This is a genomic window from Amycolatopsis sp. VC5-11 (assembly GCF_037034185.1).
GTDB classification, from domain to species: domain Bacteria; phylum Actinomycetota; class Actinomycetes; order Mycobacteriales; family Pseudonocardiaceae; genus Amycolatopsis; species Amycolatopsis nivea.
Genome location: NZ_JBAGKF010000009.1, coordinates 250,380 through 273,725, shown reverse-complemented (window position 1 = coordinate 273,725; position 23,346 = coordinate 250,380). Strand labels below are relative to the sequence as shown.

Below are 23,346 nucleotides of genomic sequence, written 5' to 3'. Positions count from 1 at the left end.
GATTTCTTCGCGGACTCGGGGCAATCAGGCCCGAGTCGCGGCGATCGGACGCGAGGCAACCGGTTACCCTCAGTTCCGCACACGCGCAGGGAAGGGAGCCTCGGGTGGTCGATTCCGCGGGCAAGGCGGCGCATCGGTCTTCGGCACACCGGTCTTCGGCGGCGGCCGAGGGGTGGTCGGTGCCGGTGTTGTTTCCGCCGCAGCGGCCGCGGGTGGTGGTGAAGGCTGATCTGCTTCCCGCGGTGAGCGTTCTCTCGACTGCTGCGTTGCTGGGGATTCCGCTGGGGTGGTTGTGGTCGCTGCTGGCTCCGGCGGAGAAGGTGCGGGTGATCGGGACCAACGGTCAGCTGGCGCCCCTGGAGCTGGAGAGCTGGCATCGGTTCGACGATCTGGCTGTGTTCGGGTTTTTGGCGATGGCTGCTGGGTTGTTGATCGGGCTGGTGGTGTGGTTCCTGCGCGAGCGGCGGGGGCCCGTTGTTTTGGTGGCTGCTGCTGGCGGGGCATTGGTCGCGGCTTGGCTGGGGACGCAGATGGGGCCTGCGTTCGCCAATTCGAAGTATTCGGTGGATGCGCCGCCTGCGTTGGGGGCGGTGATCGAGCAGGCGCCTCGGCTGGAGACTGGGTGGGTGGTGCTGGCCGCGCCGTTGGTGACGTGTTTGGTTTATGCGTTGATGACGGCGTGGAATGGGCGGGAGGATCTTGGGCGGCGGCTGGGGTGAGTTTGGCTCGTCGCCTGGCGGCGACATTGCGCTTCTAGGTGGGCCCACCACCCCTCAGCCTGATTGTGACTACGGGCGGCGGGTGCTTGTCAAGGCGGGAAAGATGCCTTGACAAGCACCCGCCGCCCGTGTTTTTGGCTTCGTATCGGGGTTGTGGGGGGTGTGGGTGCCTTTCTTCGTTGGGTGCGTCGGCTGCGGTGGGTGCGCGACTTAGGTGGTGGGTTGCGGTGGGGTTCGCGGTGGCGGTTTTAGCGCCCCAATGTGGCATTGGGTGCATGTGACGCACCGAATGCCACATTGGGTGCGTGGGACGCACCCAATGCGGCATTCGGGCGCATTGCGGCGGCGGGTGGGGCGGGCTGTGAAGGGCTCCTTGAGGGAATCTAGGTACGTGAAGGGGGCCTTCACGGCGCGCGGGAGGGCGTGAGGGGAACCCTGGGGGAATCAGGGGCAATGAGGGTGGCCCTCACCGCAGGCGCAACCCCAGGGGAGAGCTAGTTCAGGTCTGCGGGTTTGGTGAAGGTCGCCAGTTCGGTCGGCGGCAGGGGCACGGCGCCCAGGGTTTCCAGGAAACCGGCTTCTCGGGTTAGCAGGCGGCAGGCGATGCGCAGGCGGCGCAGCGGGTGCGTTTCCTCCAGCAACAGCTGCCGGTCTTCCAGCGGGAGGAGGCAGTCGGCGGCTAGCTGGTAGGCGAGTTCGCCCAGGTCGGCGTCGTCGTGGGGTGGGCGCCAGTCGTCTGCGTGCCAGGCGGCTTCGCAGTATCGCTGGTGGGCGCCTCTCGCTACGTCGGCCAGTTGGCGGGCCGTTGACTCCGCGGTGGCGGGTACTGGGTCGTCGGGGAGCCAGTCGACCACGGCCATCAGGTACGGCGCGGACGCTCGGTGCAATTCGCGCAGGCGGAAGCGGCGGGCGGCGCGGGTGACTACGTCGTAGCGGCCGTCGGGGAGGCGTTTCGCTTCGCGCAGGATCGTGCTGCAGCCCACGCTGTACACGTGGTCCAAACCACTGACCTCGCGGACGAGCGGGGCGCGCAGGGCGACCACGCCGAACTCGTGTTCCGGGACGTTGCCCGTGACGAGGTCCGCGGTGAGCTGCCGGTAGCGCGGTTCGAAGATGTGCAGCGGCAGGTGCGTCCCGGGGAGCAGCACGGTCTGCAGCGGGAACAACGGCAGGGTCGCCGTTCCGCTGGGGCACTGCTCAGACTCGGTCACGGCGTCCACGGTACGGGCTGCGGGGCCCCGCCGCAGTTCGTGTTTACCGTCGCGGCGGGGGCTTCAGGACCGCGAAAGGGTCGGTGATGTGCATGTCTTTCGCGGCAAAGGAGAACAGCGCCGCAGGTCGTCCGCCGGTCCGGCCGGGGGCCGCGGTGTGGCCGGTGGGGACCAGCAAGCCACGCCGTTGGAGCACGCGTTGCAGGTTCGTCGCGGACACTTTGTAGCCGAGCGCGGCGGAGTACAGGCCCCGTAGCGCGGAGATGGTGAATTCCTCTGGGGCCAGCGCGAAACCGAGGTTGGTGTAGCTCAGTTTCGAGCGCAGGCGGTCGCGGGCGCGCAGGACGATCGCCTCGTGGTCGAAGGCGGTGCGGGGCAGGGCGTTCACGTCGTGCCACTCGGTGTCTTCGGGGACGGCCGGGTCGACGTCGGAGGGGACCAGCCCGAGAAACGCAGTGGCTACGACGCGGGGGCCGGGGACGCGGTCCGGGGCGCTGAACACGGCGAGCTGCTCGACGTGCTTCAGCTGGCGGACGTCCACCTTCTCCGCGAGCTGCCGCCGGATGGAGGTTTCGACGTCCTCGTCGGGGCGCAATCGGCCGCCGGGGAGCGACCAGCGGCCCAGGTGCGGATCGAGCGCTCGGCGCCACAGCAGCACGCGCAGTGTGTCCGAGCGCACTTGAAGGACTGCCGCCAGAACCTCGTGGGCGAGGGGGGCTCGGGTGTTAAGATGGCTTCGCACGGTTTTCGATTATAAGGCGAAAACCGGGTTGGGGAGGAACCGGGGTCGATCCGGTTCCGAGGCCGGCGATTCTCGAGAGGGCCGAACACATGACCACCACGCTTGACCAGGATCTGACCCCTTACGGCGGGGTCGAGGCGGACGCCGACTGGGCCGCCCGCGTGCGGGAGCTCGCCCGTAAGCGCGACGCGGTGCTGCTCGCGCACAACTACCAGGTCCCGGAGATCCAGGACATCGCGGACTTCACCGGCGACTCTCTGGCGCTCAGCCGCATCGCGGCCAGCAGCGACGCGTCCACGATCGTCTTCTGCGGCGTGCACTTCATGGCCGAGACCGCGAAGATCCTGGCTCCGGAGAAGACGGTGCTGATCCCGGACGCGCGGGCAGGCTGCTCGCTCGCCGACTCCATCACCGGCGCTCAGCTGCGCGAATGGAAGGCCGAGCACCCGGGCGCGGTGGTCGTGTCGTACGTGAACACGACGGCCGAGGTCAAGGCCGAGACGGACATCTGCTGCACGTCGTCGAACGCGGTCGACGTGGTCGCTTCCATCCCGGCTGACCAGGAAGTTCTCTTCCTGCCGGACCAGTTCCTCGGCGCGCACGTCAAGCGCGTGACGGGGCGCGAGAACATGCACGTCTGGGCCGGGGAATGCCACGTGCACGCCGGCATCAACGGGGCCGAGCTGGCCGCGCGCGCCGAGGAGAACCCGGACGCCGACCTGTTCATCCACCCCGAATGCGGCTGCGCGACCTCGGCGCTTTACCTGGCCGGAGAGGGTGCGGTGGCCCCGGAGCGGGTCAAGATCCTGTCCACCGGCGACATGGTGCACGCGGCGCGCGACACCAAGGCGACCTCGGTGCTCGTGGCCACCGAGATCGGCATGATCCACCAGCTGCGCAAGGCCGCGCCGGAGATCGACTTCCGCGCGGTGAACGACCGGGCGTCGTGCCGGTACATGAAGATGATCACCCCGGCCGCGCTGCTGCGGAGCCTCACCGAGGGCGCGGACGAGGTCCACGTCGACCCGGAGACGGCCTCGCGGGCCCGCGCCTCGGTGCAGCGGATGATCGAAATCGGGCAGCCTGGCGGTGGGGAATGAGCGGCCTAGTTAACGCCGATGAGGCGAAAACCTCACCAAATCCGCGGTGGGAGGCCCGGGCCGATGTGGTCGTGATCGGCAGCGGCGTGGCCGGGTTGTCGGCGGCGCTGCGGGCCCGCGAACTCGGGCTGCATGTGCTGGTCGTGACCAAGGCGGCGGTCGCCGACGGCAACACCCGGTGGGCGCAGGGCGGCGTGGCCGTGGTGCTGGACGGCGAGCGCGACGAGGGCGACACGGTCGAGAAGCACACGGCGGACACGCTCACCGCCGGAGCCGGGCTCTGCGACGAGGACGCGGTGCGGTCGATCGTCGGCGGCGGTCCGGCGGCGGTCACGGAGTTGCGGCAGAACGGCGCGGTGTTCGACCACAGTGCGGGCGCGCTGGCAAGGGCACGCGAGGGTGGGCACAGCGCGTTCCGGGTCATCCACGCCGGCGGCGACGCGACCGGTGCGGAGGTCGAGCGCGCGCTCGTCGCGCAGGCCGGCGAACGGCGGATTCCGGTGCTGGAGCACCACATCGCGGTCGACGCGCTGCGCACGTCCGCGGGCGAGGTGGCCGGGGTGACGGTGCTCGACCGCAACGGCGTGCCCGGGGTGGTGCGCGCGTCCGCAGTCGTGCTGGCCAGCGGCGGGTACGGGCAGCTGTACCAGGCGACCTCCAATCCCGAGATCGCGACCGGCGACGGGCTGGCGCTCGCATTGCGCGCCGGTGCGGCGGTGGCCGACATCGAGTTCGTGCAGTTCCACCCGACGGTGCTGTACACGCCGGGTGCGCGCGGGCGGTGTCCGCTCGTCACGGAGGCGGTGCGCGGCGAGGGTGCGACGCTCGTGGACGGCGCGGGCGCGTCGGTGATGGCCGGGGTGCATCCGCTCGGCGATCTGGCTCCGCGCGACGTCGTGGCGGCGGCGATCACCCGGCGGCAGGCGTTGGCTCCCGGCGGCATCGACGATCACGTTTTCCTTGACGCCACTGGCATTCCCGGGTTCGCGAAGCGGTTCCCGACGGTGCACGCGGCGTGTGCGGTGCTGGGGATCGACCCGGCGGTGGACGCGATTCCGGTGACCCCCGCGGCGCACTTCGCATGCGGCGGTGTGGTGGCCACTGTGGACGGACGCTCGACGGTGCGCGGGCTGTACGCGGCGGGCGAGGTGGCTCGCACCGGGCTGCACGGGGCGAACCGGTTGGCGTCCAACAGTCTTCTCGAAGGGTTGGTCGTCGGGCAGCGGGCCGCGGAGGCGGTAGCCGCGGATCTGGCCGCTGGATTGCTGCCGGATCCTTCGCGCGGTCGGATTCCGGATCGGACCACCGCACCGGCGGCGGAACGCGATGTGCTGCAACGAGTGATGAGCCGGTACGCGGCGATCGGCCGGGACGCGGACGGCCTCGCCGCGGCGGGCTCGGCGCTCGATTTGTCGACAAAGGACAGTCCGTTGTGGACGCATTCCGCAGTGGAGGACGCGGCGCTAACCGTGGCGGCACAGGCGTTGCTCGCGGCGGCGGAGCGGCGGACGGAATCGCGGGGATGTCACGTGCGGACGGACTTCCCGGAGCGGGTCGAAGGGTTGCGGCGGAGCCAGCTGATCCGGCTGAGCCCGTCGGGACAGCCGGTGCTGGTCGAGGCGGCGTCGTTGGAAGGGGTGGCATGAGCGGGGAATTCTCGGAAGCAGTCGTGCGGGCATTGGTGGTGGACGGGCTGGACGTCGCCGACGTCCGGCGGGTCGTGACCACCGCGCTGGAAGAGGATTTGCGGTACGGGCCGGACGCGACGACGGCGTCCACGGTCCCGGCGGACGCCCGCGCGGTGGCCGAACTGACGCCGCGCGTCGCCGGGGTCGTGGCCGGGATTCCGGTGGCGCTGGCGGTTTTCGACGAGGTGCTCGGCTCCGACTACGAGGTGGTCTCGATCCGCGAGGACGGTTCGCCCGCCGTCGCGGGGGAGCCGGTGCTCGTGCTGCGCGGTCCGGTGCGCGGGCTGCTGACCGCGGAGCGCACGGCGCTGAACCTGTTGTGCCTGCTGTCCGGAGTGGCGACGGCGACCGCGGCGTGGGTGTCCGCGATCGAGGGAACCGGTGCTGCGGTAAGGGATTCGCGCAAGACGATCCCGGGTTTGCGGCTGCTGCAGAAGTACGCGGTGCGCTGCGGCGGCGGCGTGAACCACCGGATGGGTCTCGGCGACGCGGTGCTGATCAAGGACAACCACGTGGTCGCGGCCGGTTCGGTCACCGCGGCGCTGGCGGCGGCCCGGGAACTCGCGCCGCAGCTGGCGTGCGAGGTCGAGGTGGACGATCTGGCCCAGCTGGACGAGGCGCTGGCCGCCGAGGCGGACGAGGTGCTGCTCGACAACTTCACGCCGGAGGACTGTGTGAAGGCGGTCGCGCGGCGGAATGAAGTGTCGCCGAAGACGCGGCTGGAGTCGTCCGGAGGGCTGACGCTCGACCGTGCGCGACCGTACGCCGAGTCCGGAGTGGACTACCTGTCCGTCGGCGGGCTCACGCATTCCTCGCCGGCTCTCGACCTCGGGATGGACCTGCGGTAACCCTGTCGCCGCGGCCCGCTCTCCACTAGAATCTCCTTGTCCGACAAGGGGAGGGGGCCGCGGTGCGGGGAATTGCCGCCGGAGCGGTGGCCGCGCTCGTGGCGCTCGGCCTGCCCGTCACGGCTGCCTCGGCCGGAGCGGCTTCGTGCGCGAATCCGTCCGGTCCGTATACCGGGGCGGTGTCCTGGGGGCAGCGCCTGGTCAACCCGCCGCGGCTGTGGGCGCTGACCAGAGGCGAGGGTCAGACTGTCGCGGTGATCGGCACCGGGGTCGACAAGCAGAACGCGCAATTCGGGCCCGGACAGGTGCTCGGCGGTGCCGGCACCGCGGATTCCGATTGCGACGGCCGGGGCACGATCGCCGCGGGCATCGTCGGTGCGCAGCCGGCGAACGAGACCACTTTCACCGGTGTCGCACCGGGGGTGAAGCTGCTTCCCTTGCGCTACACCGAAAGCAACGGTTCATCGTCGGACGGCGGCGGCGATCCAGTCGCGCTGGCGGGCGCGATCGACACGGCGGTCGACCGCGGCGCGGGAGTGATTCTCGTGGCGGTCCCGGCGGGTTCGGACAGCCCGGCGCTCGGTGCGGCGCTCGACCACGCGAAGTCGCGCGGGGCCGTGGTGATTTCGGCCGCGGCGGCGACTCAGCAAGGGGCGCATACTTATCCGACCGCTTCGAAGGGCGTCCTCGCGGTCGGTTCGACGGACGAATCCGGCGCGCCGGTGCAGTCCGAAGCCGGGGATTACCTCGGAATCGCCGCGCCTGGCGCGAATTTGGTGAGCACGTCGGCCGGGGGCGGGGGCGCGGTCGCGCATCGCTGGCCGATCACCGACCCGAGCCTCGCCGCGGCGTATGTCGCCGGGGTGGCGGCGTTGGTTCGTTCGGCGCATCCGGAGCTGAAAGGCGAGGAAGTGGTGAACCGGTTGATGCTCACCGCTTCCCGTCCGCCGTCCGGGGCGCACGATCCGCGGCGCGGTTGGGGAATGCTCGACGCTTACGCTGCGGTGTCTTCCACGTTGCCTGCCAACGCGCCGGGTCCGAGTGCGGCTGCGGTGCGGTCTGCGTTGCCCGCGGTGGTTCCGGCTGCGGCTCAGGTTCGGCCGAGGTCTGATGTGGCGGCTGGAGTTGTTGCAGTGGGTGGGGTTGTAGTGGCTGCGGGGGCGGGGATTGGTGTCGCGGCGTTCCGGCGAGGACGGCGGCGTGGCTGGCGGCCGTCGCGGTTTCGGGCCTCGTGAGCGGCGATCACGATTCTATTCGGGATCGACAGTCACGAGACGCGTCGAGCCGATGATCGCTACCCCGCGGCCGTCGCGGGCGATGTGCACACTGAAATCCGCGCCGTCCCGGGAAAACCGTGCGATCACTTCCCGATAGGTGCTGCGGTCGTAGGATTCCCAGCCCGCCTTTTCCAGCGTCGGCCGCACCGCTTCGGTCAGCACCCGCAGCGCGCCGGGGCTGTCCTCCAACCGAACCCCGTACTGCCAGCACACCAAATGCCCCGGCTGCGCGGGATCGCAGTCCAGCTCACCGTCCACTGTGGGCAGTGCACGGGAGCCGAACGCGGCGGCGACGCTGTCGATGACGTTCGTCAGCTCAGCAGCCAAATCCTTCAACTCGCGCGTGATCACGGCAGCACCGCCGGAACCGGCACGGGCGCTTCAGTGACGTGACCGCCGGTCAGCACGCCGTAGATGTTCTCCCACGAATCCGAACCCGGTTTGAGCACGCCGCTGTGCGAGGACAGGCCCCACTGCACGTTTCCGGCGGCGTCGCGGCCGGTGGTCAGCTCGGTGACGCCAGGGAAGGTGTCCGGGTCGGCGCCGTGGCCGATGCCGGTCCATTCCAGTGCCCCGGCGTTGCCCTGGGCGAGGATGATCGGGTCCAGCGGGGCGGTCATCGAGTACCGCTGCACGCCGGCTTGGCTCGGCGGCAGGTCTGCTGGGCTCCATACGCCGTGTCCCATGCCCGCCGACTCTACGTGCAGCACCCGGTCCACTGGCAAGCCTTGCTGGTCAGCGAGCCCGACGGTGGCGCCGCCGTAGCTGTGGCCGATCGCGGTGATCGTGGCCGCGCCGCCGGTCTGGGAGTCGACCTGGCCGCGCAGTTCGTCACCGAACGCCTTGAGGTTCGGGGCCATTGTCTGTGCGTAACTGGCTTCGGCGCCCTCGGTGGTCACGTTCTGCGGGAACACGCCGTCGGCCCAGACGACCATCGCGGTCCGGCCGCTCGGGTCGGCGGCGACGAGGCTGCGGCCGAGGTCGGCGTAGGACTGGAAGGTGTCCATCCGGGTGTGCACGCCGGGCACGAACAGCCCGACGTTGCGCGTGCCCGGCTGGATCGTGCCGACCAGTTCGACGATCCGGCCGTTGCCGGACGGATCGAACCGCAGGATCTGCCGGTGGTCGTCGATAATGCTTTGGTACAACGCGATCCGCCGCTTCGAGCGGGCGATGGCGTCCGGATCGGACAGTCCGGCCAGCCGGGTCCGTTCGGCGGCGAGCGCGTCGGACACCTTCATCCGGTTGGCCGCGATGGTCCCGGCCCAGCCGCCGCTCGCGGCCGATTTCCCGGCTGCCGGCACCGGGTCTTCGGGCAGCAGCGAACGGTACATCGCCGCCACCTGCTCGTCGGCGCGCCGGTAGCCCGCGGACGAAGCCGTGAGGCCGTCGCGAAGGACCTGGGCGCGGACGACGCGCTGGTCGACGTCCGCCGCGAGTGCGTTGAGCGTTTTCGCGAGCCCGGCGGCACATCCGGACGACGCGGACACTTGGCCGAAGGCCGTGGCGGGGATTCGTTCGCCCGCCACGGCCTGCTGCACGGTCCGGAGCGCGCCGGCGCGAGTGTCCAATTCGGACGCCGCACTGGCGAGTTTCGCCGGTGCCACCCGGTAGCCGTCGGTCACGGCTGGTCGGCCGGCTCTTCGCCGATGACCGAGGGCGCGACCGGAGCCTGCTGGCCCCACACGTTCTCGGTTTCGACGAGCCACGCCGGGATCCGGCGGCCGGAGCCCAGGTCACCGCCCGCTCCCATGCCGCCCATCGGCATCATGGGCATCATCGGCATGGCGCTCTTGGCCGCCGCGCCCGCTGCCCCGGCGGCACCGCCCGCGAGTCCGCTGAGGACGTTCGACTGCGCGTTCCCGGCGAGCCCGGAGTGCGCGGCCGGAGCTTCCCCGGCGCCGCTCAGACCGCCGCCGGACGGAATGCCGCCGCCGTCGATCGACGGGGCTTCCCCGCCGCCGACCGGGATCCCGCCGCCGCCACCGCCCGCGGGACCGGCCCCGCCGCCGAGCTTCGTGCCCGGAGGCGCGTCCTGCTCCTTGTCCTTGCCGTCCTTGTCTTTGTCCTTGCCCGAGGCCCACGGCGGAACCTTCGGCATGATCGACCCGAACCGGCCGAACGCCGCCGCGGAAGCGGCCGCGAGACCGGCGGTGAACATGTCGCCGAACAGCGGGCTGCCCGGATTCTGCGCCGGGTGCCCGGGCAGCGAAGAGCCCGGAACCTGCGTGCCGTCGGTGGGCAGCGGGTGCGAGTCGACCGGCGCGCCGACCGCGGTGCCGCCGTCCGGGGTGTTGCCGATCGCGCCGGTACCGCCGGTCGAAGCGCCGCCGCCGGGGACCGGCTTGGGCGGCGGGGCGGCCGCGTTCGGCGAGACCGGGATCGAGTCCTCGGCGGTGTCGTAGTTCGTCGCGAGGTTGTTCATGACGACGATCGCCTTCGCGTGCGCGGAGCCGGCGGCGTTGGCGGCCTGTTGCTGCGCTTCGACGTTGGCGATCGCCTGCTGCCGCTGCTGCGTCGCGGCGACGATCGTGGCCGGCGGGGTGTCCGCCGGAAGCAGCGGCGGGTTGACCGCGAGCGCGACGTCGGCGGGGGAGACGTCCGGCACCGCGACCGGCGGCGGCATCTCGGCCTTCGCCTTGACCAGCGCGTCCGCGGCGTCCTCCAGCATGTCGCGCATGCTCTGCGCGGTGACCGCGACCTTGCGGATGCCGCCGACCAGGTCGGTCATCATGGTCCGGTACTGGTCGGCCGCGCCGCCGGTCCACGAGCTGGAGAAGTCGGTGAGCTGGTCCGACAGGTTCTCGGCCTGGTCGTACAGCCCGCGCGAGGCCGAACTCCACTGTTCGGCCGCGGCGCGCGCGGTGGTCGGGTCGCCCGCCTGCAGCATCGCGTAGAGCTGCTGGTGGGTGTAGCCGGCGAAGTTGGTGCGAGGCCCGCTCATGTGTTCTTACCCCCTGAAGAATCAAGGCCCAGCAACGAGAAAAGCGGGTCGAGCAGACCGGTCTGCTGACCCGATTGGTGCAGGTCGCCCGCGACCGACTGGTCGGCCTGGGCGTATCCGTCGGCGACGGTGGTGGTGACGTCCTGCGCGAACGTGATCGCGCCGCGGACCTGCTCGAGCAGGCCCTGCATCTCGGCGACCGCGGCGCGGTGGGCGTCGGCGAGCGAAGCGGCTTCCCCGAACTCCCCGAACAGCAGCGGATGCTCCCCGAGGGTGCGCAGGAAGTCGTTCGGCCGGGACATCGCGTGGATCTGGGTTTCCAGCTCCCGGACGAAGTCCGTCAGCGATTCCAGGTGGACGTAGTACGACTGGTCGGGCATCGGCCGGTGACCTCTCGTGCGGCAGGACGCGGGAAAGCCGGCCGTCCGGAGCGGGCGGGGGGGTGGTCCCGCCCCGGACGGCCGGCGTCGGGGCCGGATCAGGCGAACAGGCCCTGGTTGCGGTTCTCCAGCTGGTGCTGGAGATCGTGGGCGTCGCCGACCTTGGTGCCGAACTGCGCGATGATCGCGACGATGTCGGCGGTCGCCTGGCGGAGCCGGGTCTCGGACGCGCGCGCGGCTTCACCGGCGGAGCTGCCCGAGGCGTACCAGGTCTGGGTGATCGGCTGCAGGTTCTGGTGCAGCTGCTCCAGCTGGGAGGTCAGCGCCTTCGCCTTGGCGGCGAGCGACGCGGAGCTGTGCTGCAGGGCCCCGAAGCTGATTTCTACGACGTCAGCCATGGTGTCTTGTCCTCTCTCAGGGGTTGAGGCGAGGGATCACGTTGCCCTCGACGGTGTGGCTGACGCTCTGGAAGCTCTGGTGCACGTCGGAGTCGCCCGAGTTGTAGTTCGCGTGGCTGGTGTGCACGAGCTGCGACATGGTGTCGAGCTCCCGGACGGCGGCGCCCATCTTCTCCTGAAGCCTGCGCTGCAGGTCCCAGAAGGCGACCGCCTGGTCGCCCTTGTAGTTCCGCAGCGTCTCGGTCAGCTCGGACTCCAAGCTGGCCATGGTCGTCTTAGCGTTCGAAGCGGTTTCCTCGAAGCCCTGGACGGCGCGCGTCATGGCAGCGGAATCTGCCTGGAATCCCGGACTGGACATCTGACGGGCCACCTCCTTCCCTCTCGTGGAAAATCCCGGTGCGCGGCGGGCCGCGCGGTGTGAATGTCACGCTAGAAAAAGAGCGGGTGTGGTCAAACGGCACAACTGCCGGTCGCTTTGACGGCACTATTACCCACAGGTGGGGCGCTCCCTACCGGCAAGACGGGGGACGACGCCAGTGCTCGCGGCCCCGCGCGCGGCCAGGCTGACCCCCATGACTTCCTGGGGATCACGGCTGTTCCGGCTGCACCGCCCGCTCGGCGTGCTGGCCGGGGCGATGGCGGTGCTGCTGGTCGCGTGCGGGTTCGGGCTGCTCCTGGATGATCGCACGCTCGTCAACGCGCCGCTGTGGGCGAAACCGTTCAAATTCGCGGTTTCGGTGGCGTTGTACGCGCCGACGCTGGCGTGGCTGCTTTCGCTGGTGAAGCGCGGCCGCCGGGCCGGCTGGTGGATGGGCACGGCGTTCGCGGTCGGCATGGGCACGGACATGGCGCTGCTGGTGTGGCAGGTGCTGTTCCAGGACCGGCCGCTGCACTTCAACCACGCGACGCCGGCCGACGTCACGATCGGCAACATCCTGGCGACCGGCGCGTTCACCGCGTGGGGCGCGACCGCGGCGGTGGTCGTGCTGCTGCTGTTCCAGAAGCTGCCGGACCGCGCGCTGACGTCCGCGCTGCGGTGGGGAACCGCGCTCGCGGCGGGCGGAATGGGGTTGGCGCTCCTGATGTTCTCCGCCAGCCCGGCGCAGCAGCGGGTGCTGGACGGCGGCGGGAAACCGGCGATGATCGGCGGGCACACGATCGGTCTCGAGGACGGCGGGCCGGGGCTGCCGCTGCTGGGCTGGAGCACGGTCGGCGGGGATCTGCGGATCCCGCATTTCGTCGGGATCCACGCGATTCAGGCGTTGCCGCTGCTCGCTTTGGCGCTGGTCGCGTTGTCCCGGCGGTACCCGGTGTTGTCGCACGAGCTGGTGCGGCGTCGGCTGGTGTGGACTGGGGCGGTCGGGTACGCGGGGGTCATCGCGATTACGGCGTGGCAGGCGATGCGCGGTCAGTCGATTGTGCGGCCGGACTTTTGGACGCTGGCTGCGGCTTTTGGGTTGGTCGCGGTGGTGGCGCTCGGTGGCTTGCTGTCGGTCCGGTCTCGCGCGGGTGTTCCCGATGAGCGGCATGCGCTGAGGGGATTCTGAGATCTCTCCGGTACGCCTTGGCGGGTTGGCCCGACGGGAGGACGGTGTGATGGCATTTCCTCAAGACCTGCTGGACGCGCTGCGGCGCGCGCCGGACGCGATCGCGTTCGAGCACGGGGACCGGCGGGTGCGCCGGGGCGAGGTGCTCGACCTGATCGGCCGGTTCGCTGCCGGGCTGCGGGCGGCCGGGGTCCGGCAGGGAGACGGCGTCGGGCTCGCGACCGGGGTGACGCCGGAGGGCTGGGCCGCCCAGATCGCGGTGCAGACGCTGGGAGCCCGGGCGGTGGGGGTGCGGGCCGGGTTGCCCGCGGCGCATCTCGACGCGGTGCTGGACGGGGTGGCCGCGGTGGTGACCGACGCCGAACTGCCGGAGCTGGCGGGGGTGCGGACGCTTCCGATCGGGCCGGAACTCCTTGCCGCGTATGAGGAACCGGTGCCGTGCGGGAAACCGTCGGACGTTGGCTGGGTGGTGTTCACCAGCGGGAGCACGGGGGTGCCCAAGGGGGTCGCGTACCGGTTCGACGCGTTGGGGGAGTTCGGGCTCGAGCAGCGGGCCGGGGATTCGGCGGCGGACTACCGGCGGTTCCTGCTGTTCGGGACTTTGAGCAGCGCGGTGATGGTGCTGCATTTGCAGGCTTGTTTGCTCGCTGGCGGTACCGCGGTGATTCCGGAGGGATTGCCGGACTTTCCCTGGATTCTGCCGCGGTTGGACATCACGGCGGCGCTGGTGACGGTTCCCCGGCTGTATCGGATGCTGGATGTGCTGCGGGAGAAGGAAATCGATCTTTCCGGGCTGCGAATGCTGACCGTCGCCGGGTCTCCGGTCGAGCCCGGGTTGCTGGCTGAGGGATTCAAGCGAATCGGACCCGCGTTGCGGCAAGGATACGGGCAGACCGAGACCGGGAAATTGACGGTGCTGGACACAGCGGACGTGGCTGCGCATCCGGAGGCGATCGCTTCAGTCGGACTGCCGGTCGAAGGGGTTTCGCTGGAGGTGCGGGATGCTTCGGGCCGTGCGGTTCCCGCTGGGGAGACGGGGGAGGTTTTCGCCCGTACCGCAAGGGCTTTCGCGGGCTACTGGCACGATCCTTCGCTGAGCGGGACGGTGCTGGCCGACGGCTGGGTCCGCACGCAGGACATCGGGCGGCTCGACGAGAACGGTTTTCTGTATTTGACCGGTCGCGCCCGGGATGTGGTGATCGTGAACGCGGTGATCCATTACACCGGTCCGATCGAGCGGGCGCTCGCCGCGCATTCCGCCGTGGATCAGGCATATGTCGTCGCGGTTCCGGACGAACGGACCGGGGAAGCGGCGCACGCGTTCGTCGTCGCCGCGCCGGGGCGCACTCCGGATCCGGAGGAATTGCGGGCGGCGGTGGCCGCGGAATTGGGGGAGGCCGCGGTTCCGGCTTCGTTCACGGTGCTGGACGAGGTTCCGGTCGCGGAGTCGGGAAAACCGGACAAGGCCGCGCTGCGCGCCCTCGCCCGGTGATCGCCGCGGGGTTCCGGCCTGCCGCGCACGGGGGCGGCAGGCCGGAACGCGCGGATCAGACGCCCGCGGTCTGCTTGATCCAGTCGCGGCTGTTGGCGACGCTGGCGTAGTTCTGGGTGCCGTGTTCGTCGCTGCCGGAGTTCTCGCCGGTGGAGCAGACGCCGACCTGGACGCCGTCGGCCAGCTGCGGGCCGCCGGAGTCGCCGTGCCACGAGGAGCCGGTGACGCCCTTGCTCGCGATCGCCTTGCCGTTGAAGGCGTCCGTGCTCTCGCCGGTCACCTGGACGTCCGCGGTCTTGAGCGTGTCCGAGGGCGGGCTCTGGTCCTTGGTGCGGCCCCAGCCGTAAATCTGGTTGGTGGCACCGTTTTCCGGGTCCTTGTCGGCCAGCTTCATGAACGTGGTGTCCACAGCGGACTTCAGGTGCAGCAGTGCGATGTCGCCGTTGGGCGAGGCCTTCTGCTCGTCGACCGCGGCTTCGGTGCCCTGGCCCAGCGCGACGTCGCCGACCTTGACGTGCATGCCGCCCTTGTTCAGGCAGTGCTGCGCGGTGAGCACCCACTGCGAGGCGATGATTGTGCCGGAGCATTCGAAGCCGCCGTAGTCGGTGACGTCGTCCCAGAACACCTGGGCGCCCCACGGGGCCGACTTCACGGTGTCGCCGCCGATGATGTGCGTGTCGGCACTCGCCGGGACGACCGCCCCGACCCCGAACGCCATCGCAGCCCCGGCGACCACGGCCGCCGCTTTCGCGTAACGCATGGAAAATCCCTCCGCCTCGGTGGTGATTTCCCGACCGTAGGCGGCAAGTGGAAATCCGGTAACCTACGGAAGTCGGTCTTCGATCCACGTTTCGCGGAGCGTGCCGTCCGGGTCCAGCCGCCGGTGGAGGGCATCGGCTTGATCCGGACGGGTGAGCACCGCGACGGCGGCTTCCTGCGTCCGGTGCAGGGCGTGCACGGCGACGCGAAGCTTGCGGATCCGGCCGCGGGTGCGGAGCCGGGCTCGCCACGGGTGCCAGAGGACGGCGAGCAGGAGGCCGGTGGTTTCCGTCCGGTAGGCCTGGGCGGCTTGGGCCAGTTGACCGGAGTTGGCGATTCCGCCGAGTTGACGGTCGACGGTGGTCGCTACCGCGCTTTCCAGGACACGTTCGTGCGCGCCGGCGGCGAAATCGGCTACGCGGCGGGGGATTCCGGCGACCAGTACGGCGGTGAGCAGTTCGGAGAGGGCTTCGCGGAGGGCGCGGTGGGCGTCTGTTCCGTCTTCGAGGACGGCGACGATCCCGAGCGCGTCGGCGAGGTTTTTCCGGCTGGTCAAGGTATTCGGGGGCAAACCGATCCGGATTTCGCGCACACCGCCGGAGATCGCGCGGGCCGCTTCGAGCCGCCGATAGACCTCGGCGCGAAGCTGGCGGCGGTCTTGGATCTTGGTGAGGTAGTTCGTCAGTGCGGCGCCGACGACGCCTCCGCCGGTGGTGTAGGCCAATTCGACCAGGCCTGGCATCAGGGCTCCCCTCGCTCGCGGGACTGCATATGCTGGCAGAACTGGCGAGGATTGGCCGCTGGGCCGCGCGCGATCGAGGGCAACTGCCCCCTTGCTTGGGCTTTCGCAACGCAGTGAGGGGAACCCTGCAGGAATCAGATTCCCGCAGGGTTCCCCTCACGAACAGTGCCTGGCGATCAGCCCGCGAGTTTGCAGGAATCGGGAGCCGCGGTCACGTGCAGTTCGGTGTTCCATCCGGTGCCCACGCTGACCCCGGCACCGTCCGGGCCGGCCGGGGCCCACGTGTCGGTGTTGTCGGAGTAGCGGTACCAGCGCAGCACTGGCACCGTTTCGTTGCCCCACGGGCTCTTGCCGTAGCTGCCGCGGGCGTACAGGATGTCGGCGCCCGGCGAGAAGATCTCGCTGAAAATTTGCCAGCCGTTGCCCACCGGCTTGTTCCGCTGGGTCCACTTGGCCGCCGCGAAGTCGTACTTGAACCGGAACAGTTCGCCGCTCGGTTTGCGCGCGTACAGCACGCCGTCGCCCGCCGCGGTGATCGAGTCGAACACGCCCCAGCCGGTGTCGACGACGGTTCCGCCGCTGGCGACCCAGGTGTTCGCCGCGTCGTTCCACACGTAGACCTTCAGCTGGGCCTGGTCGTCGATCGCGAAGATCCGGCCCTGCTCGTCGGCGGTGATCCGGTTGCCGTACGCCGGGGTCAGGTAGCGGTCCCAGCCGCCGCCCGCCGCCTTGCCGCCGCTCCAGCCGGTGGCCGGGGAGTACACGAAGCGTTTGATGGTGCCGGTGCCGACCGGGTCGCTCGCGCCGTGGTTGCGGTGGATGTCCCACACCACGCCGCCCTTGCCCGCGATCGTCCGGCCGTTCCAGCCCTGTCCGATGTCGGCGGTCGGCACCGTCCAGTCGGGTTTGGCACCGGCGGGGTCGTGGTGGTTGTAGCGCCAGAGCGTGCCGTCGGTGCGGGCGCTCCAGACGGTCGCGCCGCCGGGGCAGGAGACCGGCGTCGGGACGGTGGTTTGCCGGATCCAGTCGCCGAGATCGTCGACGCGGGTTTCGGAGCTGCCCTGGCGGGTGTCGGTGACGCCGAGACAGCCGTGCTGCCACGAAGCAGTGTGCAGCGCAACGACTTCGACGTTCTGGCCGACCGTGCGGAACGCCGGACCGCCCGCGTCGCCGAGGCACGTGTCGACCCCGTCCGCGGACTTCACCGCGACTGTCGAGCCGCTGCTGCTGACGACGGAGAACGGCGCGATCCGCGGCCGGGCCGGAATCCATTCGGTCGCGGTGCGGCCGAAACCGGCCAGCTGCAAGGTTTCCCCGGTCTGCGGAGCCGCGGTGCTCACGGTCGCGACGGCGACGCCGGTCGCGGGAACGTCGAGCTTCGCGAGCACGACGTCGCGATCGGTCCGGCGGACGACCTTGGCGACCTTGGCGGACTTCCCGGTGCCGGCGGTGACGTCGACGTCGCCGACCGAGACGGTCGCGGGTTCAGTGGGTTTGCCGAGGTCGTCCGGGGTGAGGCAGGTAGCGGAGGTGAGGATCCACGACGGATCGACCAGGACGCCGGAGCAGGCCTTGGTCGCGGTGGAGATCCAGGCGAGGTAAGGGCTGGAGCCGAGCGGAACGACGGTTCCGCCGGAAACTGCGGAAGCGGGCGCGGCGGTGCAGAGGGCAGTAGTGACGAGGACAGCGGCTATTGCGGGTGCCGCGCCGGGTCTGACATTTTTTGGGCGCACGGAACTTCCCTCTCGGGATGGATTAGACGGTGCCGTGGATCGGCAACGGAATTCGGCGGGAAAAGCGACGGCCGAATCGTCAGGGAGAGGTGGTGAGTTCCAGGAGCGTGGCCGGGTCTGTTCCGGCGCCCTCGCCGATGCCGGTCCAGCCGTTCTTGACCAGTGGGACAGTGCTGTTCTTGCCGCTGACCGCGACGGTGGCCTGCGCGGTGTGGCTGCCCGCCCAGACCTGGTAGGCGAACGGAACCTCCATCCGGAGGCGGCCGGCGGGGCCGGTGACCCGGAAACAGTAGTGGCCGGGGTCGGGGTCGTGGTCGGCCGAGTTGTAGGCGTGCACCTCGACCATGTTCGCCTCGCTGCCGCACTTGGCGAGCAGGATGTGCCCGTCGCCGCTGATCAGCTTGATGGCCCGGTCCTGGAAGATCTTCGCCGCGCCGGGATACGAGTAATCCTCGTTGATCGGCGGCGGCGCGTCGTCCGCGTGTGCCGTGCCCGTCAGCGCGAAGGCGCTTCCCGAGGCTATGGCGGCGACGGCGGCTAGCCCGAACAGGCGCGTGCGCATTGATTCCCCCTGAGGTCGAAAGCGGACGTGACAAAGCCCGCGGCACTGCGGCATGAGAGCGACGAAAGTGCGTCCGACCCCGAGCGGACACGAACAGGGCTTTAGCGATCTCCACGGGGCAAGGTCAACGAGGATTCGGCCGGATGTCCCGCTGAACGGTGCGAGGTATCTGACACCCGATTGCCGCTTACCGGAGGTATCGGCGTTCTGCTAATTTTCGTCCGGTCTCGGGGGGATTCGAGCGGCGTGGTGCCTGCATTTATTTTCCTTTTTCGCTGCCCTTTCGTTCCCGTCCGGCAATCACTTCGTCGTACGCACGGGAGGGGCAGGGCGGGTGCGAATCTGGAGATCGGCCGCGCGAAGAGCGCGGGCCGCGATGGTGACCACGCTGGTCGCGGCGGTGGCTTCGGGAGCGGTGACGGTGCCCGCACGGGCCGCTGAACCGACCGGGCCGAGCGAACGGGCACAGGTCGTCGCGCTGTGGCAGGCAGGCGGTCCGGCCACGAAGCAGGCCGCGGCCGCGGCGCTCACCGGGTCGGACGACGAGGTCCGCACATTTCTGGGCAAGGGCAAGGATGTCGCCGCCGAACACGACGATCGGATCAAGGCCAGTCAGCTGCTGACCGTCGCCGGGCCAGGCCTGCGGCGCGCGGCGCAAGCGGCCTTGAGCGGCACCGCGGCGGACGTGCACACGTTCCTCGCGACCGGGTGGCAAGGCCCGTGGCGCGACGACGACCGCGCCCAGGTTTCGCGCTACATCTCCACTGGCGGGCATTGGGTGCAGGTCGCCGGGCAGAAAGCGCTCAGCGGCACTGAAGAGGACGTCCGCAAGTTCCTCGAATCCGGTCGCCAGCAAGCGCAGAACGACGACGACCGGATCAAGGTCACGCAGCTCCTGACCACCGGTGGACCGGAAGTCAAGAAGGCAGCTAACCGGGCGCTGAGCGGGACTGTCGAAGATGTCCAGGCATTCCTGGAAACCGGCTACGCACTCGCGGCGGAGCGGGATCAGGAGACTGCGAGTGTCGCGCACCTGGCCGATCTCGCCCGGGCTGCTGGCGAACAGGCCGCGGCGCAGACGAAGCAGGCGCAAGAGGCTGCGGAGCGGGCTATTCAGGCTGCGCAGCGCGCGAAGGAAGCTGCTGAACAGGCGCGCGACGAGACAGAGAAGGCGAAGGATTCTTCGGTACAGGCGGCTGGTGCGGCCGCGCGCGCTGCTTCGGCGGCGCGTGGTGCGGCTGAAGCGGCTAAGACTGCGATCGGTGCGGCTGCGGAGGCCAACCGTGCGTCCCGTGTCGCGGCTAACGCGGCTGCACAGGCCGCCGCTGCGGCGTCGTTGGCTGAGCAGGCTTGCGCGCGGGCTTACAACGCGGCTTCGAATGCGGCGGCCGATGGTGCGCATGCGCTAGAAGCTCGGAAGGCCGCCGAGGCAGCTCGGGATGTCGCCGCTGGCGCCCGTGCGGCAGCGGCTGCCGCAGATGCGGCCGGACAAGCGGCGCAGGCGTCGGGTACCGCGTCGGGTGCGGCCAGGAGTGCGAGCGGCAACGCGGACGCGGCGGCGGCAGCGGCCAGCCAAGCGGCGGGTTACGCGAGATCAGCCGGGGCGGATGCGCGCCAGGCGGAGCAGGCGGCCGCGGCTGCCAAGGCCGCTGCGGCACGGGCGAACCGCGCGGCGAGCCGCTCGGAAGCCTTGGCGGGCCAGGCTGCCGCGGCGGCTCGTGACTCCCGAGACGCGGCGAACGCGGCGGCAGCACACGCGGAGGCGGCGGCAGCAGCGGCCGACCGAGCGGCGGCAGCAGCCGACGAAGCGAAGAAGGATGCCGCTGAGGCAAAGAAATACGCCGATGCCGCACAGGTGTCGGCGAACACCGCGACGACGACGGCCAACCAGGCAGCCCAGCTGGAGAAAACGTCCCGCGACGCGGATGCGGCTCGGTTGGAAGCGCAGAAGGACGCGGCTGTCGCGGAGGCCGAAGAAGCTAAGCGCGTCGAGGACGACCGCAAGTCGTCGGCGGAGTGGAAGGCGGGCGAAGCGGCCAAGCGGTCGGCGGAGACCCAGCGACTGCTGGACGAGGCGGTGAAGCCGGAAACTCCTGCGGACACGGTGATCCTGGACATCCGGAAGGCAGCGGTTCAGCTTCTGGAGACGGGCGGCCCGTGGACGAAGTCAGCCGCGGCGACGGCGCTGGGCGGGGACGACGCTGGGCTGCGGCAATTCCTGGCCGTAGACCTGCCCGCCGCGGAACTGGAGGACAACCGGGCGAGCATCGGCGTCTTGGCGGACAGCTCGGACAACCGGCGGTTCGTGGACGCGGCCAACAACGCGCGCTTCGGCATTCCGGAGGATGTCGCGCCTTTCCTGGCGACGCGCGACTATCCGGGCAAGGCTGACGACGACCGGATCGCGACGCAGAAGATCCTCAACAGCGGTGGTCCGGCCACTAAGGAAGCGGCGAACCGCGCGCTCAACGGAACTCCGGCCGATGTCGCCGAGTTTCTGCGGTCCGGCCAGTACGTGGCGGCCGAGCACGACGATCGCATCGAGGTCACGCGCCTGCTGACCAACGGCGGACCGGAAGTACAGGCCGGCGCGGCAGCTGCGCTGGCTGGTCTGGCATCGTTCCTGCGCGCCTTTCTGACGGACGGGCAGTTCAAGGCCCAGCAGCGGGACATCGACACGGCAGTCCACGCCGCGGATGTTCGGCGGTATGTGGCAGAGGCGGCGAGCATCGCGGCTACTGCCCGGGCCAACGCGGCGAACGCCGCGGAAGCCGCAGCTCGCGCGGCGAACGCCGCGGATGAGGCGGCGAGGGCGGCCGCCAACGCTCGTCGTGAGGCTGACCAGGCCAAGGTATACGCGGATCAGGCCAAGCAGTCCGCCGACGACGCTCAGAAGTCCGCGGACGAGGCAGCGAACTCTGCGAAGCAGGCACACAATGCTGCCGAGCAGGCGCAACAGTCCGCGCGTTCGGCGGCTAAGTCCGCGTCACAGGCACGAGTTTCGGCCACGCGCGCGAGTGCGTTCGCGTCGGCGGCTCAGCGGTATGCCGAGGACGCTCGCCGAGCAGCGATCCAGGCGGGCAAAGACGCCGAACTCGCGGCCCGCGCCGCTTCGGAAGCAGGTCGGATCGCCGCGGCGAAACAACGAGAAGAGGACGAGGAACACCACCGCGACGACGCGCCGGAGAACGGCGGAACCGAACTCACTCCGACAGACGAGCAAGCACTTCTCGCCAGCGGCGGCCAGGCGGCGCTTGACGAGTACCGCAAGGCACAGGAGACCTCGAAGAAGAGCGTCATCGACTGGATCATCGAGAACGGCGGGCAGATCCTCGTCGATCTCTTCGCCGGTGGAATCAAGTCCTGCATCAGCGACCCGAATTTCGTGCACTGCCTGATGGGCGTGGTCGACATCGCGTCGCTCGGTACCGCGTTCCTCAAGGCTTTCGATGTCGGCAAGGCGCTGTGGCGCATCGGGTCCGGGATCTGGAAGTTCTTCGAGGAAGGCGCTGCGGCGCGCAAGATCATCGACCGGGGCCGGGACATCATCAACCGGGCACGCGGCGAGGCGAAGATCAAGCCGCCGTGCAACTGTTTCCCAGCCGGGACTCTGGTGTCGACGCCGTCGGGAAGCAAGCCGATCGAACGCATCGCCGTCGGCGACACTGTGTGGGCGCACGACCTGGCGACCGGCCGGACGGAAACGCGGTCGGTAGTCGGCCTGTTCAACAAGCATGCCGATCATCTGCGCACGGTCACCACCCCGGTGGCGACGATCCGGGTCACGCCGCAGCACCCGTTCTGGGTGATCGACAAGGGCTGGGTCGAGGCAGGCGACCTGCATCCGGGCGACCGGCTGCTGAGCCAGCGGGGAGAGGCCGAGCCGATCTCGGCGATCACGGACGCCGACGCGGACACGACGGTCTACAACTTCGAGGTCGAAGGAGACCACAACTACTACATCACCGAAGGCCAGTTGCTCGTCCACAACTGCCTGACCGGCGACAAGGACGCGTGGATCAGCAAATCGAACTTCACCGACCAGAAGTCGATGTCGAAGAAGTACGACACCCACGCGGGCGTTTTCGGTGTGGAAGGCAACCGGAACAATGCCAAGCTGGCCGAGTTCGAGGCAGCGATGCGGGCCCACATGGCGGCGCCCGGAACGAAGGTCTACAAGTTCAACTACCGGAACCAGGGAACGGCAATCGGGTTCATCGACCCGGCAACGGGTAAAATGGTGATGTTGCACGAAGACGGGAAGTTCTGGTCGGCCTGGATCCTCGAAACGGACCAGATGGCGGCCGTCGAAAGAGGGCATTTGTGATGCTGGATCCCGATCCGCTGCTGCGGCCCGTTGAGACTGTTCTCGCCGGACCGCGCAGCTTCGCCGCCGAATGGCTCGCCGCGGACGAAAAATCGGTTGTTCCGGTGATCGCTCCGTCCGGAGCGGACGAAGCGGTCCTCGACCGGCTGCGCGCGGGGGCGCGGTCGGTCGGCGCGGACGAGGTGCTGCGCTGCGGTCTCGAACCGGGCGCGGTTTCGGAGCGGCTGGCGGTGGACTCCGATTTGGTGCCGGAGAAGCTGCCTGTGCTGTTCGTCGTGCCGGACCTGTCCGGGGCGCTTCTCGCCGGCGGCGAGGGATACGTGCTTGTGGCGGGCACCCGGGCGTTCATCGCCGGCGTCGCGCTCGCCGGCGTCGACTATGCCCGGGATTCGTTCGAGGAGGAGGCTCAGCGGTGGGCTGGGCAGTATCCCGGCCTGCCCGCCGTCGCGGCGGAGTACCCGCCGGAGGTGCGCGCGTGGGCCAGGCGGAGCGAAGTGCCTGCTGATTCCTTCGTAGCGCGGGAGCTGGCGGTGATGGAATCGTTCGCCCGAGGTGAGCTGTCCGGGCCGGAGTTCGCCCGGTCCTGGAGCACTGCTTGGCGGTTGGCCAACGAACGAAGGGAACGGGTGCGAACGCCGTTCGCAAGGGTCTTGCACGAGGTCTTTTACCTGCTGGAGGACTATCCGATCGATCCGGCGCTGCGGGACCCGGGCGACACGACGGACGAGGAATTGGCCGCTGGGGTGCGCGAGGCGCTGCGGCAACTGGCGGCGGCGGACCATCCGTCTTGACCGTAGCCGCGAACGGGCGGCTGCCGAGGGCGCTTTGCCGACCAATGCTTGCGGTGGACGAGAAGTCCCTAGCTCCGATCGCTGCT

21 protein-coding genes are annotated in these 23,346 nt (G+C 69.9%); 9 read left to right on the top strand and 12 right to left on the bottom strand.

Annotated elements, in window-relative coordinates; translation table 11 throughout:
* Nucleotides 1-104: 104 nt before the first annotated feature.
* On the top strand, nt 105-719 hold the full coding sequence (locus tag WA670_RS26750; RefSeq protein WP_037809565.1) for a DUF2567 domain-containing protein: 615 nt from the start codon (nt 105-107) through the stop codon (nt 717-719).
* A 494-nt stretch (nt 720-1,213) separates the two neighbouring features.
* On the opposite strand, the gene WA670_RS26745 is transcribed toward WA670_RS26750, so the two are convergent.
* Both WA670_RS26745 and WA670_RS26740 read right to left on the bottom strand, forming a co-directional pair.
* Nucleotides 1,214-1,930 carry an LON peptidase substrate-binding domain-containing protein gene (locus tag WA670_RS26745; protein ID WP_134665743.1) on the bottom strand — a complete coding sequence of 239 codons (717 nt, stop codon included), beginning with the start codon at nt 1,928-1,930 and terminating at the stop codon, nt 1,214-1,216.
* A gap of 43 nt (nt 1,931-1,973) precedes the next feature.
* Complete coding sequence (locus WA670_RS26740) at nt 1,974-2,627, bottom strand: NUDIX hydrolase (RefSeq protein WP_240015912.1); 654 nt, start codon at nt 2,625-2,627, stop codon at nt 1,974-1,976.
* Nucleotides 2,628-2,761: 134 nt separating this feature from the next.
* Between WA670_RS26740 and nadA the strand changes: the two genes are divergently transcribed.
* The 4 genes from nadA (at nt 2,762) to WA670_RS26720 (ending at nt 7,543) form a co-directional block, all read left to right on the top strand.
* Nucleotides 2,762-3,772: a quinolinate synthase NadA gene (nadA, locus tag WA670_RS26735; protein ID WP_037809568.1), complete on the top strand. Its 1,011-nt coding sequence runs from the start codon at nt 2,762-2,764 to the stop codon at nt 3,770-3,772.
* Complete coding sequence (locus WA670_RS26730; RefSeq protein ID WP_336159214.1) at nt 3,769-5,418, top strand: L-aspartate oxidase; 1,650 nt, start codon at nt 3,769-3,771, stop codon at nt 5,416-5,418. The genes nadA and WA670_RS26730 overlap by 4 nt, the downstream gene beginning before the upstream one ends.
* Nucleotides 5,415-6,308 carry a carboxylating nicotinate-nucleotide diphosphorylase gene (nadC, locus tag WA670_RS26725; RefSeq protein ID WP_037809570.1) on the top strand — a complete coding sequence of 298 codons (894 nt, stop codon included), beginning with the start codon at nt 5,415-5,417 and terminating at the stop codon, nt 6,306-6,308. The genes WA670_RS26730 and nadC overlap by 4 nt, the downstream gene beginning before the upstream one ends.
* A 62-nt stretch (nt 6,309-6,370) precedes the next feature.
* Complete coding sequence (locus WA670_RS26720) at nt 6,371-7,543, top strand: S8 family serine peptidase (RefSeq protein ID WP_037809571.1); 1,173 nt, start codon at nt 6,371-6,373, stop codon at nt 7,541-7,543.
* A gap of 15 nt (nt 7,544-7,558) precedes the next feature.
* Here the strand turns inward: WA670_RS26720 and WA670_RS26715 are convergent, their stop codons facing one another.
* From WA670_RS26715 to WA670_RS26690, 6 genes are all read right to left on the bottom strand, one after another.
* Nucleotides 7,559-7,936 carry a hypothetical protein gene (locus tag WA670_RS26715; RefSeq protein ID WP_037809573.1) on the bottom strand — a complete coding sequence of 126 codons (378 nt, stop codon included), beginning with the start codon at nt 7,934-7,936 and terminating at the stop codon, nt 7,559-7,561.
* Nucleotides 7,933-9,210, bottom strand: a complete 1,278-nt coding sequence (locus WA670_RS26710; protein WP_238607701.1) for an alpha/beta hydrolase — start codon at nt 9,208-9,210, stop codon at nt 7,933-7,935. The genes WA670_RS26715 and WA670_RS26710 overlap by 4 nt, the downstream gene beginning before the upstream one ends.
* Nucleotides 9,207-10,529 carry a WXG100 family type VII secretion target gene (locus tag WA670_RS26705; RefSeq protein WP_037809577.1) on the bottom strand — a complete coding sequence of 441 codons (1,323 nt, stop codon included), beginning with the start codon at nt 10,527-10,529 and terminating at the stop codon, nt 9,207-9,209. Before WA670_RS26705 ends, WA670_RS26710 begins: the two co-directional genes overlap by 4 nt.
* Nucleotides 10,526-10,909, bottom strand: a complete 384-nt coding sequence (locus WA670_RS26700; RefSeq protein ID WP_037809579.1) for a hypothetical protein — start codon at nt 10,907-10,909, stop codon at nt 10,526-10,528. Before WA670_RS26700 ends, WA670_RS26705 begins: the two co-directional genes overlap by 4 nt.
* Nucleotides 10,910-11,007: 98 nt before the next feature.
* Nucleotides 11,008-11,307 (bottom strand): hypothetical protein, encoded by a 300-nt coding sequence (locus WA670_RS26695; protein WP_037809581.1) that lies wholly within the window; start codon nt 11,305-11,307, stop codon nt 11,008-11,010.
* A 16-nt stretch (nt 11,308-11,323) separates the two neighbouring features.
* Nucleotides 11,324-11,665 (bottom strand): WXG100 family type VII secretion target, encoded by a 342-nt coding sequence (locus WA670_RS26690; protein ID WP_078870305.1) that lies wholly within the window; start codon nt 11,663-11,665, stop codon nt 11,324-11,326.
* A 214-nt stretch (nt 11,666-11,879) separates the two neighbouring features.
* Between WA670_RS26690 and WA670_RS26685 the strand changes: the two genes are divergently transcribed.
* Both WA670_RS26685 and WA670_RS26680 read left to right on the top strand, forming a co-directional pair.
* Nucleotides 11,880-12,854, top strand: coding sequence for a hypothetical protein (locus tag WA670_RS26685; RefSeq protein ID WP_336159213.1), 975 nt, complete (start codon nt 11,880-11,882; stop codon nt 12,852-12,854).
* Between the two features lie 49 nt (nt 12,855-12,903).
* A complete protein-coding gene (locus WA670_RS26680; RefSeq protein ID WP_336159212.1) occupies nt 12,904-14,346 on the top strand; it encodes a class I adenylate-forming enzyme family protein in 1,443 nt (480 codons plus the stop codon).
* Nucleotides 14,347-14,401: 55 nt separating this feature from the next.
* Here WA670_RS26680 and WA670_RS26675 read toward each other — a convergent pair whose 3' ends face one another.
* The 4 genes from WA670_RS26675 to WA670_RS26660 form a co-directional block, all read right to left on the bottom strand.
* Complete coding sequence (locus tag WA670_RS26675) at nt 14,402-15,106, bottom strand: S1 family peptidase (RefSeq protein WP_037809585.1); 705 nt, start codon at nt 15,104-15,106, stop codon at nt 14,402-14,404.
* 63 nt (nt 15,107-15,169) lie between these two features.
* Nucleotides 15,170-15,847, bottom strand: a complete 678-nt coding sequence (locus WA670_RS26670; RefSeq protein WP_134733510.1) for a hypothetical protein — start codon at nt 15,845-15,847, stop codon at nt 15,170-15,172.
* A gap of 176 nt (nt 15,848-16,023) precedes the next feature.
* Complete coding sequence (locus tag WA670_RS26665) at nt 16,024-17,580, bottom strand: tachylectin-related carbohydrate-binding protein (RefSeq protein ID WP_134733508.1); 1,557 nt, start codon at nt 17,578-17,580, stop codon at nt 16,024-16,026.
* Nucleotides 17,581-17,659: 79 nt separating this feature from the next.
* Nucleotides 17,660-18,142, bottom strand: coding sequence for a hypothetical protein (locus tag WA670_RS26660; protein WP_051728686.1), 483 nt, complete (start codon nt 18,140-18,142; stop codon nt 17,660-17,662).
* A gap of 376 nt (nt 18,143-18,518) precedes the next feature.
* On the opposite strand from WA670_RS26660, the gene WA670_RS26655 reads away from it, so the two are divergent.
* Both WA670_RS26655 and WA670_RS26650 read left to right on the top strand, forming a co-directional pair.
* Nucleotides 18,519-22,469 carry a polymorphic toxin-type HINT domain-containing protein gene (locus WA670_RS26655; protein WP_336159211.1) on the top strand — a complete coding sequence of 1,317 codons (3,951 nt, stop codon included), beginning with the start codon at nt 18,519-18,521 and terminating at the stop codon, nt 22,467-22,469.
* Nucleotides 22,469-23,260, top strand: coding sequence for a colicin immunity domain-containing protein (locus WA670_RS26650; protein ID WP_051728688.1), 792 nt, complete (start codon nt 22,469-22,471; stop codon nt 23,258-23,260). The genes WA670_RS26655 and WA670_RS26650 overlap by 1 nt, the downstream gene beginning before the upstream one ends.
* The last annotated feature ends 86 nt before the right edge of the window (nt 23,261-23,346 follow it).

What these genes read in the sequence shown, in the direction of transcription:
- nadA (WP_037809568.1), top strand. Translation starts at nt 2,762, where the DNA reads ATGACCACCACGCTTGACCAGGATCTGACCCCTTACGGCGGGGTCGAG.
- WA670_RS26680 (WP_336159212.1), top strand. Translation starts at nt 12,904, where the DNA reads ATGGCATTTCCTCAAGACCTGCTGGACGCGCTGCGGCGCGCGCCGGAC.
- WA670_RS26705 (WP_037809577.1), bottom strand. Translation starts at nt 10,529, where the DNA reads ATGAGCGGGCCTCGCACCAACTTCGCCGGCTACACCCACCAGCAGCTC.
- WA670_RS26660 (WP_051728686.1), bottom strand. Translation starts at nt 18,142, where the DNA reads ATGCGCACGCGCCTGTTCGGGCTAGCCGCCGTCGCCGCCATAGCCTCG.
- WA670_RS26700 (WP_037809579.1), bottom strand. Translation starts at nt 10,909, where the DNA reads ATGCCCGACCAGTCGTACTACGTCCACCTGGAATCGCTGACGGACTTC.
- nadC (WP_037809570.1), top strand. Translation starts at nt 5,415, where the DNA reads ATGAGCGGGGAATTCTCGGAAGCAGTCGTGCGGGCATTGGTGGTGGAC.
- WA670_RS26730 (WP_336159214.1), top strand. Translation starts at nt 3,769, where the DNA reads ATGAGCGGCCTAGTTAACGCCGATGAGGCGAAAACCTCACCAAATCCG.
- WA670_RS26655 (WP_336159211.1), top strand. Translation starts at nt 18,519, where the DNA reads ATGGTGACCACGCTGGTCGCGGCGGTGGCTTCGGGAGCGGTGACGGTG.
- WA670_RS26675 (WP_037809585.1), bottom strand. Translation starts at nt 15,106, where the DNA reads ATGCGTTACGCGAAAGCGGCGGCCGTGGTCGCCGGGGCTGCGATGGCG.
- WA670_RS26650 (WP_051728688.1), top strand. Translation starts at nt 22,469, where the DNA reads ATGCTGGATCCCGATCCGCTGCTGCGGCCCGTTGAGACTGTTCTCGCC.
- WA670_RS26685 (WP_336159213.1), top strand. Translation starts at nt 11,880, where the DNA reads ATGACTTCCTGGGGATCACGGCTGTTCCGGCTGCACCGCCCGCTCGGC.
- WA670_RS26670 (WP_134733510.1), bottom strand. Translation starts at nt 15,847, where the DNA reads ATGCCAGGCCTGGTCGAATTGGCCTACACCACCGGCGGAGGCGTCGTC.
- WA670_RS26690 (WP_078870305.1), bottom strand. Translation starts at nt 11,665, where the DNA reads ATGTCCAGTCCGGGATTCCAGGCAGATTCCGCTGCCATGACGCGCGCC.
- WA670_RS26695 (WP_037809581.1), bottom strand. Translation starts at nt 11,307, where the DNA reads ATGGCTGACGTCGTAGAAATCAGCTTCGGGGCCCTGCAGCACAGCTCC.